Origin of the sequence: Brevibacillus sedimenti (genome assembly GCF_020923495.1) — a bacterium.
Classification (GTDB): domain Bacteria; phylum Bacillota; class Bacilli; order Brevibacillales; family Brevibacillaceae; genus Brevibacillus; species Brevibacillus aydinogluensis.
Genome location: NZ_CP064048.1, coordinates 2,695,103 through 2,706,431 on the forward strand (window position 1 = coordinate 2,695,103; position 11,329 = coordinate 2,706,431).

The following is an 11,329-nucleotide window of genomic DNA, read 5'->3' on the forward strand; positions in this document are numbered from 1 at the left end:
ACGTCGGCTTTTTTGACGGGTGTATTTTCGTCAACAGGCGATTACATCTCTTCCGGCGCGGCGATTCCGAGCAGGCGCAGCCCCTCTTTCAACACTGTCACCACGGCGGCGACCAATTGCAGACGGGTCGTCTTGACGTCTGCTTCTTCCGCCAGGATGCGGACATTGGCGTAGAACTTGTTGAACGCCTGCGCCAGGTCGATGACGTATTTGCCGATCTGCGACGGGTCAAACTGCTCCCGCGCCCGGTCGATCACTTCCGGGAAGCTGTTCAGCAGCGTGATGACCGCCCAGGCTTCCTTGCTGTCCAGGGCGCCTTCGGGCAGCGTCACCTCGCTGATCGGCACGTACTCGCCCTTGCGCAGCAGCGAGCAGGCGCGGGCGTGCGTGTACTGGACGTACGGACCGGTCTCGCCTTCAAACGTAAGCATTTCCTCCCAGGAGAAATTGATGTCGTTCAGGCGGTAGTTTTTCAGGTCGTGGAAGATGACCGCACCAACCCCAACCTGTCTAGCCACCTCTTCCTTGTTTTCCAGCGACGGATTTTTCTCCCGGATCACGTTCAGCACGTCTTCGATGGCCTGAGCCAGCACTTCTTCCAGCAGGACCACTTTTCCTTTGCGGGTGGACATTTTCTTGCCGTCCTTGAGCATCATGCCAAACGGGATGTGGTACATTTCCTTGGCCCATTCAAAGCCCATCTTTTCCAGCACTTTGAACAGCTGCTGGAAGTGGAGGCGCTGCTCGTTGCCCACGACGTAGAGGGCCTTGGCAAAGTCGTACGTCTCATTCCGATACAGGGCGGCTGCCAGGTCGCGGGTGGCGTACAGAGTGGCACCGTCCGATTTTTTGATCAGGCACGGCGGCATGTCATACTCGTCCAGATTGACCACCAGGGCGCCCTCAGATTCGGTCAACAGCCCTTGTTCCTCCAGCATGGCGACGACGCGGTCCATCTTGTCGTTGTAGAACGCCTCGCCGTGGAACGAGTCAAATCGAACGCCCATGAGGTCGTAGATTTTCATGAATTCTTTCAGCGACTCGTCGCGGAACCACTGCCAGAGGCGGCGCGCTTCCTCGTCTCCGTCCTCCAGCTTTTTGAACCACTCGCGTCCCTGATCTTCCAGCGACGGGTCTTTTTCTGCCTCTTCGTGGAAGCGGACGTAGAGCTGGAGCAGCTCCTTGATCGGCTCGGCTTTTACTTTTTCTTCGTCACCCCACAGCTTGTAGGCGACGATCAGCTTGCCAAACTGCGTCCCCCAGTCGCCCAGGTGGTTGATGCGGATCGGACGGTAGCCGTGTTTTTCCAAGATGTTGGCGATCGCGTTGCCGATTACGGTGGAGCGCAGGTGGCCCATGGAGAACGGCTTGGCGATATTGGGAGAGGAGAGGTCAATCGGCACATTGCGCCCTTTACCGATGTCGCGGCTGCCGTATGCGCTGCCCTGCGTCAGGATCGTGCCGATTACGTCGCGGGCGACGCTTTGCTGATCGAGGAACAGGTTGAGGTACGGACCGACCGCCTTGACTTCGCGGATCGGCGTACCGCTAACCTCGCCGGCCAGTTCGGAGGCGATCAGCGGCGGCGCTTTGCGAAGCGCCTTGGCCAGTTGGAAGCAGGGGAAGGCGATATCCCCCATGCTGGGATTGGGTGGCGTTTCCAGCATGTCGTATACGGTTTCGGCGGTAAATTGGTCCGCGCCGAGGCGGGTGAGTGCTGCGGCAATGATGCTGGCCGCTTGATGCTTATAGCTCATGGAATTCTCCTTTCGGTCTGGAATCTAAAAAATAGAAAAACCTCTGCGTCTCATCAGGGAAGAGACGAGAGGTTGTACTCCCGCGGTGCCACTCTTGTTGCTCTCGCCTCCCGCACGGGAAAAGGCGAAAGCCGCTTTGCCTGCGGTAACGGGCAGACCCGGCGTGCCCTACGCAATCCGGCTGTCCGGACCTTCAGGACGCGTCTCCGAGGTGCGCTTCCCCGCGTCAGTTTGCACCGGGCTCCCACCGTCCCCGGCTCGCTTCTGCTTTCTGACGGAGTACTCTCCTCTTCAGCGACAACGATATTCTTCTAGCATTATAGCGGCATCTCCTGCGGGATGCAACTCACTCTTCCGGTTTTTTCAGCAAATCGTCCAAATCGTGGAACAGGTCCCGCGTCAGCCGTTCCTTGTCGTCGGCCGACTGCCACTGCCGCTTGTACTGGGCCAGCTTGGCGAGCAGCGATCGTTCTGCTTCGGCCGCTTCCTTAAGATCGTGGTTTTCACTGGGATCAAACGGCATCAGCCGCTCATCCGTCCCGCTGCGCAGATAGGGAGAGCGCCAGTGATCGGGAAAGCGATAGGGCTGGTCGCCAAACAGAATGCCCAGCACGTCGTCCGATTCCAGCGGGAGGAAGTGGTCGTATTCGTCCCGCCTGCCTCCTTCAAACAGGTTGACATGCGTAAACGAATAACGCAGGTAGTGCTGCCCCGTCGCTTGATTCTTGACGATTGAATATGTCTCAAAATCCGTGTGCTCCAACTCTTTCACCGTCTCCAGGCGAGAGAGGAATTCCTGTCGGTTACAGGGTACCAATTGATCCACAGCGGTTCGCTCCTTTGTACGGAATCGCTTTTCATCATAGCAAAAACGGACAGCGGCTGACAACGAACCAGCATCAGGCGCAAACGTCCCGCAGGGAACGGCAGGCGGACAGGGTTGTCCAGCGAAAAAAGAGCCTAGGTTTAGCTAGGCTCCTTGTTGATGTACGCACTCGTTTAGTTGCAGTCGTTCGAACACCCGACGATGACCAACAGGATAAACAGAACGAGCACAATTGCGAACGTGTCACCGAAAAAGCCGGAACCGCAGTAGGAAGTACTCATTGTTGTTTCCCCTCCTTTCCGTATGCTTTAGTCTATACACGAATGTGCCGGTTGTTGTGGGCGAATGACCAGCTCGCAAAAAATGGGCGGGGGCAGTCTGGAGAAAATAGACAAATTCTACATTGACGCGAGGAAAAGGGGGTGTTAAGATACATTCAAACATCGTTACCGTTTGACAAAACTGCATAACAGACAGTGACGACTCTTATCCAGAGAGGTTGAGGGACTGGCCCAATGAAGCCTCGGCAACCGGATTACCAGGTGCCAATTCCAGCAAAGCGTGTGCTTTGAAAGATAAGAGGATGGTCATGCGTGTATGTTTCGCGGACAAATCCTCTTCTTGTTGCACACAGAAGAGGATTTTTTATTGTACACGGACCAATGCGTGTGAGTTTGGAAGAAAAGGAGTTTGCCCCATGAAAATAAGTCTTCGTGAACAGCTTTACCGGAAAATTCTGATTCTGGACGGTGCGATGGGGACGATGCTGCAACAGGCCAGCCTGACTGCTGATGATTTTGGCGGTGAGGCCTACGAAGGCTGTAACGAGCTGCTCAATCTCACCCGTCCTGACGTGATCCGCTCCATTCATGAAAAATACCTGGAGGCGGGTGCGGACATCGTGGAGACCAACACGTTTGGTGCCACCTCGATCGTCCTGGCCGAGTACGACGTGGCAGACAAAGATCTGGAGATCAACATCGCTGCAGCCCGGCTGGCACGGGAAGCGGCTGATGCCTATTCCACCCCGGAGTGGCCGCGTTACGTCGCAGGCTCGATGGGGCCGACGACCAAGACGCTGTCTCTGACGGGAGGCGTCACCTTTGAAGAGCTGGTGGAAGCGTACTACCGGCAGGCGAAAGGGCTGCTGATCGGCGGCGTGGATGCGCTGCTTTTGGAGACCTCGCAGGACACCTTAAACGTCAAGGCCGGCGGCATCGGCATTCGCCGGGCGTTCGCGGAGCTGGGCAGGGAAGTGCCGGTGATGATCTCCGGCACGATTGAGCCGATGGGCACGACCCTGGCCGGGCAAACCATCGAAGCGTTTTACGTCTCGTTGGAGCATCTGAAGCCGATTACCATTGGTCTGAACTGCGCCACCGGGCCGGAGTTCATGCGTGACCATCTGCGCACGCTGGCGAATTTGGCCCAGTGCGGGGTGAGCTGTTATCCCAACGCCGGCCTGCCGGATGAAAACGGCCATTACCACGAGACGCCGAACGGACTGGCCGCCAAGATGCGGGCGTTTGCCGAGCAGGGCTGGCTCAACGTCGCCGGAGGATGCTGCGGCACGACGCCGGAGCATATCCGCGCGCTGGCGGAAGCATTGAAGGACTGCAAGCCCCGTGTCCCGGCCGGACAGCCGGTCAGCGCCGTGTCGGGGATCGAGGTCGTCTACGCGGAAGCAGACAATCGGCCGCTGCTTGTCGGAGAGAGGAGCAACGTGATCGGGTCGAAAAAATTCCGCGACCTGATCGCGGCCGGGAAGTACGAGGAAGCGTCCGACATCGCCCGCGCCCAGGTAAAGCGGGGGGCACAGATCATTGACATCTGTCTCGCCGACCCGGACCGGGATGAGTACGGGGACATGGAGAAGTTCCTGCAGTTTGTCATCAAAAAAGTGAAAGCGCCGCTGATGATCGACTCCACCGACGTGCGCGTCATGGAACTTGGACTGCGGTACTCGCAGGGCAAGGCGATTCTCAACTCGATCAACCTGGAAGACGGGCTGGAGCGGTTTGAACAGGTGGCGCCGCTGATTCACAAGTACGGCGCGGCTGTGGTCGTCGGCACGATCGACGAGACCGGCATGGCAGTCACCCGGGAACGGAAGCTGGAAGTGGCCAAACGCGCCTACGATCTGCTGGTCAATCGATTCGGGGTCAACCCGCGCGACATCATTTTCGATCCGCTGGTCTTTCCGGTGGGCACCGGCGACGAGCAGTACATCGGCTCCGCCCGCGAGACGGTGGAAGGCCTCCGCCTGATCAAGGAGGCGATGCCGGAGTGCAAGACGATTCTCGGCATCAGCAACGTCTCGTTCGGGCTGCCGGCGGCCGGACGGGAGGTGCTGAACGCCGTCTTCCTTTACCATACGACTCTGGCCGGACTTGATTACGCCATCGTCAATACCGAGAAGCTGGAACGCTACGCCTCCATTCCGGAAGAGGAGCGGCGATTGGCAGAGGCGCTCCTGTTTGAGACCAACGACGAGACGCTGGCCGCCTTTACCGAGTTTTACCGGCAGAAGAAAAAGGAAGTACGCGTGGAAGCGTCGTCGCTCACGCTGGAAGAGCGTCTGGCCCGTTACGTGGTGGAAGGCTCCAAGGACGGGCTGATGGACGACCTGAAGCTGGCGCTGGAGAAATACACGCCGCTGGAAATCATCAACGGTCCGCTGATGGCCGGGATGGAAGAGGTAGGCCGGCTGTTCAACGACAACCAACTGATCGTCGCGGAAGTGCTGCAGAGCGCCGAAGTGATGAAGGCCTCCGTATCGTTCCTGGAACCTTACATGGAAAAGACGGAGACGGCCACCAAAGGGAAAATTTTGCTGGCGACGGTAAAAGGGGACGTGCATGACATCGGCAAGAACCTGGTGGAGATCATCCTCGCCAACAACGGGTACGAAGTGGTCAACCTGGGCATCAAGGTGCCGCCGGAGCAGCTGATTGCCGCCTGCCGTGAAGAGCAGCCAGACGCGATCGGCCTGTCGGGCCTGCTGGTCAAGTCGGCGCAGCAGATGGTGATTACCGCCCAGGACCTGCGGGCAGCCGGGATTGACGTGCCGCTGTTGGTAGGCGGCGCGGCCCTGACCCGCAAGTTTACCTCCAACCGGATCGCGCCGGAGTACAAGGGAATCGTGCTGTACGCCAAGGACGCGATGGATGGGCTCGACCTGGTCAACCGCCTGCAGGACCCCGTGGAACGGGAAAAGCTGCGTGCGGCTCAGCAGGCAGCGGAAGAGGAAGCGTCGACGACGAAGCAGGCCGAAACAGCGGCGTCATCGCTCAAGCCGAAGCGCTCCGCCGTCAACCGCACCGTGCCCGTTCACGTGCCGCCCGACTGCGAGCGGCATGTGCTGCGCCACTATCCGATCAGCCATCTGCAGCCCTACCTCAACCTGCGGATGCTGCTCGGCAAGCATCTCGGCGTCCGCGGCAACGTGGAGAAACTGCTGGAGACCGGAGATGAAAAAGTGACCGGGCTGTATCAGCTGGTGCAGGAGCTGCTGGCGGAAGCCAATCAGGACGGCACGATCACGGCGCACGGGATGTATCAGTTTTTCCCCGCCCAGGCGGATGGCGACGACATCCTCGTCTACGATCCGCGCGACCACAGCCGTCTGCTGGAGCGCTTCCACTTCCCTCGCCAGCAGGAGGAACCGTATCTCTGTCTGTCTGACTTCCTCAGGCCAGTAGAGAGCGGCGAGATGGATTACGTCGGGTTTTTGGCCGTGACGGCCGGCTCCGGCATCCGCGAGCGCTCCGCCCTGTTGAAAGAGCGGGGGGACTACCTCCGTTCCCACGTCCTGCAGGCGCTGGCGCTGGAATTGGCGGAAGCCTTCGCGGAGCGGCTGCACCACGTGATGCGGGACGTCTGGGGCTTCCCCGATCCGGCGGAGATGACCATGCTGGAGCGGTTTGGTGCCCGTTATCAGGGGATTCGCGTCTCGTTCGGTTACCCGGCCTGCCCCAACCTGGAGGATCAGGCCAAGCTGTTCCGTTTATTGAAACCGGAGGACATTGGCATCCAGCTTACGGAAGGGTTCATGATGGAGCCGGAAGCCTCCGTCTCGGCGATGGTCTTCGCCCATCCGGAGGCGCGGTATTTCAACGCCGGCCCGTCCGCGTTCGACCTGTAGACCGATAGACTTTTCACAGAGCAATGGGAGAGAAGGGATGGATTTGACAGCCAAAAAAGATTTGCGCGAATATTTGCGAGACCACCTGCTGGTCGGGGATGGGGCGATGGCGACCCAGTTGTACCGTTCGGGGGTGCCGGTGGGCGTCAGTTTTGAGGAACTGTGCCTGACTAATCCGCGCCTGGTGTACGACGTGCACAAGGCGTATTACGAGGCAGGAGCGCGCTTGATGGAAACCAACACGTTCGGCGCCAATCGGGACGCGCTCGCCCGTTACGGGCTGGAGCACAAGGTGACGCGCATCAACCGCGTCGCCGTCACAATCGCCCGCGAGGCGGCACAGGACGACGCCTATGTCGTCGGCAGCATCGGCTCCATCATCGCCGGACGGGTGCGGAAAAAAGTGCTGGACGAGTACCGCGATCAGTTTGAAGAGCAGGCGATCGCGCTGCTGCACGCCGGAGTGGACGGCTTGATTCTGGAAACGTTTCTCGACCTGGAGGAACTGCTGCTCGCGATTGACGTGATCCGCCCGCTCACCGGCCTGCCGCTGATTTGCCAGTTGGCGACGCTGGACGTGGGACGGACCCGTGACGGCTATACGCTGACGGAGGCGTTTTCCCAGCTGCAAAAGGCGGGGGCGGACATCATCGGTCTCAACTGTCGGCTGGGGCCGGCTGAGATTCTCCGCTCGTTCGAGAGCGCGAGCGTGCCGGATGGGGCGCTGCTCTCCGCCTTTCCCAATGCGGGCCGGCTCGGCATCAGCGACGGCGAGTACGCCTACAAGTCCTCACCGGAGTACTTTGCCGAGAGCGCGCTGCGCCTCCGGGAACAAGGCGTGCGCCTGTTGGGCGGCTGTTGCGGAACCACGCCGGACCACGTCCGGGCCATGGCGGAAGCGCTGAAGGGACTTGCACCGCTGCCGCGCGTCAACCCGTCCGAAGCGTTGACGGAGCGGCCGTCCGTCGCCTCGTACAGCGTCAGGGAGCGGCAGAAACCCAGCATCGTGGAGCGGGTCAAAACCGGCACTACAATTATTGTAGAATTTGACCCGCCAAAGGATCTGGACACAGAAGGATTCTTGACCGGCTGTTTTGAGCTGCACAAGGCCGGAGCGGACGCCATCACCCTGGCGGACAACTCGCTGGCCAACGTTCGGATGAGCAACATGGCGCTGGGAGCGATCATGAAAAGCCAGTACGGCATCGATCCGCTCGTACACATCGCCTGCCGGGACCGCAATCTGATCGGGCAGCAGTCTCACTTGATGGGACTGCACGCGCTCGGCATCGACCAGGTGCTGGTGGTGACCGGCGACCCCTCCCGCTTTGGTGACTTGCCGGGAGCCAGCTCGGTGTTTGATGTCACGTCGTTTGACTTGATCCGCATGGTCAAACAGCTCAACGAAGGCATCTCGTTCTCCGGCCGGCCGCTGAAACAAAAGGCGCAGTTCATCGTGGGCGCAGCCTTCAACCCCAACGTGCGCCACATCGAAGCCGCGATCAAACGGCTGGAGAAAAAGGTGGAGGCTGGAGCCGACTTCATCATGACGCAGCCTGTGTACGACGCAGAGTCAATCCGGCTCGTCCACGATGCGACGAAACACATCAAGATTCCGGTGTTTATCGGGATCATGCCGCTGACCAGCTCGCGCAACGCGGAATTTCTGCACAACGAAGTGCCGGGGATCAAGCTCTCCGACGAAGCGAGGGAGCGGATGAGGCGTGTTCAGGGAGAAGCGGCCAGACAGGAAGGCATCAAGATGGCCAAGGAGCTGCTGGACGTGGCCATCACCTACTTCAACGGAATCTATTTGATCACGCCGTTTAACTACTACCAGATGAGCGTGGAGCTGATCCAGTACGTTCGTCAGCAGAGCCAATTGCTGAAAACGGCCGCAAAGGCCTGATGCCTGCAACCAACCGTGCCAACATCACTCGGGCGGGCGGTATCATCATCGGTACCGTCGTGCCCGAGTCTTTTTTTGGGGCATGCTGTCTGCCGTACCTTGCGGGGCGGGGGCTTACGTGCGTTGCGGATCGAGCGGATGCCACCCTTGCTCGCGCAGGAACCGGCTCAGCTCACCGAACATCGCCAGCCGTTCTTCCCGCGTATAGGAGGCGTTGGCGCCGCTGGTGGAGGGGATGACGAACAGACGGCTGCCGGCCCAATCCGCGGTTCCAAAGGCGAGCTGCGGCTGCAGGCCGAGCGAGAGTGCTTCCTTTTTGCGCCCGGTGGCGTGACGGTACGCAGTAATGCCGTTAAAGCAGATGACCCGGGGACGGTACGTCTGGACCATCTGCCGGAACTGTTTCGCTCCGGCAGAGAAATCCGCTTCCCGCAGCTCACCGGAGGAGCGGGTGGGGCGACAGACCAGATCAGTGATGCCGTATCCGTACTCAAGCAGGCATGCCGTCTCTTCCGGCTTTAGCTGCCGGGGGGTAAGGCCGCCTTCGTACAGCCCGCGCCAGAACAGATTGGACGGATTGGCGTAGTGATAGCCGACTGTCGCCGATACACGCCCCGGATTAATGCCGCAGAACAGCACAATCAGATCGCGGCGGATGTAGGTGGGCAGCCATTTTTCAGTAAAGTGTACCACCGTTGCACCTCCTTTTGCCCCATTGAACACGACTTTGTATACACTGAGAGCGCCTCGACTTGCGAGCGCTCAGACTGAAGACAAACGGTTCATTGAATAAGCGTCCATAAGAAAATGATTTCCAGGCCGAAAGGCCTGACCATTCATCAACCGAAGCGAAAGACAATGTGCATCGCATGGAGAGATGGGCCAAGCGAGCTCCTTTGACGACCGGCTCAGCGGAAAAACGAAGACGCGGGGACCAACAGGGGACACAAGTCTCACTTCATCGAAACACCCAAATGTTTGTCCCCTGCCCGCGTCTCGTTTTGGAGCGGACTTCATCCGCTTCTGTGCTGGGCGTGAAGCGAGCGAGCGGGCCCGATCTCCCATGCGCCGCGAACTTTGTCTACACGCTGAGCGCCTCGACTTGCGAGGCGCTCACTCTTCTTACAGCTTGTAGATGTACGTGTACTTGCTTTCCAGATAGTCCATCAGGTACGATGCGTTGATCCCCTCGCCGGTGATCTCCTTCACCAGCTCGTTTGGGCTCTTTGTTTTGCCGTGCTGATGGATGCGCTCCTTCAGCCACTGACGAATCGGTCCAAACTCGCCCTTGGCCACCAGTTCATCGTAGCCGCTGAGCTCCTTGCGCATCACATGGGTAAACTGGGCGGCGTAGACGTTGCCCAACGAATAGGTGGGGAAGTAACCGAAGCTGCCTCCCGCCCAATGCACGTCCTGCAGCACGCCTTCCTTGTCGTTGGCCGGGACGATGCCGAGGTACTCCTTCATTTTGTCGTTCCAGATGGCGGGCAGGTCGGCCACCTCGATCGTTTGGTTGATCAGCCCTTTTTCAATCTCGTAGCGGATCATGACGTGCAGGTTGTACGTCAGTTCGTCCGCTTCCGTACGAATAAACGATGGAGTGACCTCATTGATCGCGCGGTAGAACTGTTCGACGTCCACACCGGCAAACTGAACCGGAAAGGCTTTCAGCAGATCACCGTAGAAATGCTGCCAGAACGGCAGGCTGCGCCCAATCATGTTTTCCCAGTAGCGGGACTGGGATTCATGGATGCCCATCGAAGTGCCTTCGCACAGCGGCGTGCCCAGCAGCTCCGGATTGATGTTTTGCTCGTACATGGCGTGACCGGCTTCGTGAATGCAGCTGAACAGCGCTGAGTTGAAGTCGTTCGGGTCGAAACGGGTCGTAATTCGGACGTCGCCCGGGTTGAACGACGTGCAGAACGGATGTACGCTGCGATCCATGCGTCCTGCCTGGAAGTCGTACCCGATCTTCTCCAGGACATATCGGCTGAACGCATCCTGCTCGCTCTCCGGGAAGTGATTTTTCAGGAAAGACGTGTCTGGTTTGTGCGGCGACTCGGCGATGGCCGCCACCAGCTTGACCGTTTTTTCACGCAGGGTGGCAAAGATCGGGTCCAACTGGTCTACGGTCACGCCCGGCTCGTACAGATCAAGCAGGGTGTTGTACTTGTTTTTGCCGTCGCAGCCCCAGTAGTCGATAAACTCAAGCTGGAAGTCGACGATTTTTTCCAGATAGGGGCGGAACATGGCGAAATCGCTGTTGGCCCGCGCTTCCTCCCAGATGGTCTCCGCCTGCGAGGTTAGCACCACAAACTCCTGGTAGCGGTCCGCCGGAATTTTTTTGTTGCGGTCAAACTCCTTTTTGCACTCCAGTACCGTCGCCCGGGTGATGGGGTCGAGCGAATCAAGCACGGCCGGTTCGCTCAGTGCCTCCAGGTGTTCTTCCATTTCCTTGGAGGTGGCCAGTTTGAACTGTTCGCCGGACAGCACGCCGATCACCTCGGAGCGGGCGTCCATCCCTTTGCGCGGCGCCTGTGTGCGCATGTCCCAATGCAGCACGGCAAGCGCCTGGCCGAAGCTGGTCATTTTTTTCACATACTCGCGAAAAGCAGCTGCACGATTTTCCACAGAGCTTGTCATAGGGTTCCTCCCTTTTCTATGTAGGATGCACATGGTAGGATGCACATGCA

Annotated in this window: 7 protein-coding genes and 1 riboswitch; of the genes, 2 read left to right on the forward strand and 5 right to left on the reverse strand. The window is 59.1% G+C overall.

The features are described from left to right. Positions 1–41: 41 nt before the first annotated feature. The 3 genes from argS to IRT44_RS13210 all read right to left on the reverse strand — a co-directional run bounded on the left by argS (position 42) and on the right by IRT44_RS13210 (position 2,864). The gene (argS, locus tag IRT44_RS13200) at positions 42–1,757 is read right to left on the reverse strand and encodes an arginine--tRNA ligase (protein WP_230076801.1); all 1,716 of its coding nucleotides are present in this window, start codon (positions 1,755–1,757) and stop codon (positions 42–44) included. A gap of 346 nt (positions 1,758–2,103) precedes the next feature. Continuing rightward, on the reverse strand, positions 2,104–2,583 hold the full coding sequence (locus tag IRT44_RS13205) for a hypothetical protein (RefSeq protein ID WP_230076802.1): 480 nt from the start codon (positions 2,581–2,583) through the stop codon (positions 2,104–2,106). A gap of 173 nt (positions 2,584–2,756) precedes the next feature. After that, positions 2,757–2,864: a YjcZ family sporulation protein gene (locus tag IRT44_RS13210; protein ID WP_171566526.1), complete on the reverse strand. Its 108-nt coding sequence runs from the start codon at positions 2,862–2,864 to the stop codon at positions 2,757–2,759. Between the two features lie 202 nt (positions 2,865–3,066). Continuing rightward, positions 3,067–3,165: riboswitch (SAM riboswitch) on the forward strand. 115 nt (positions 3,166–3,280) lie between these two features. On the opposite strand from IRT44_RS13210, the gene metH reads away from it, so the two are divergent. Together metH and IRT44_RS13220 are read left to right on the forward strand one after the other, a co-directional pair. Next, positions 3,281–6,727 carry a methionine synthase gene (gene metH, locus IRT44_RS13215; RefSeq protein WP_230076803.1) on the forward strand — a complete coding sequence of 1,149 codons (3,447 nt, stop codon included), beginning with the start codon at positions 3,281–3,283 and terminating at the stop codon, positions 6,725–6,727. Between the two features lie 37 nt (positions 6,728–6,764). Further along, positions 6,765–8,636: a bifunctional homocysteine S-methyltransferase/methylenetetrahydrofolate reductase gene (locus IRT44_RS13220; RefSeq protein WP_171566528.1), complete on the forward strand. Its 1,872-nt coding sequence runs from the start codon at positions 6,765–6,767 to the stop codon at positions 8,634–8,636. Between the two features lie 114 nt (positions 8,637–8,750). Here the strand turns inward: IRT44_RS13220 and IRT44_RS13225 are convergent, their stop codons facing one another. Beyond that, a complete protein-coding gene (locus IRT44_RS13225) occupies positions 8,751–9,329 on the reverse strand; it encodes a mismatch-specific DNA-glycosylase (protein WP_230076804.1) in 579 nt (192 codons plus the stop codon). A 429-nt stretch (positions 9,330–9,758) separates the two neighbouring features. After that, the gene (locus IRT44_RS13230) at positions 9,759–11,279 is read right to left on the reverse strand and encodes a carboxypeptidase M32 (protein WP_230076805.1); all 1,521 of its coding nucleotides are present in this window, start codon (positions 11,277–11,279) and stop codon (positions 9,759–9,761) included. Positions 11,280–11,329: the final 50 nt, after the last annotated feature.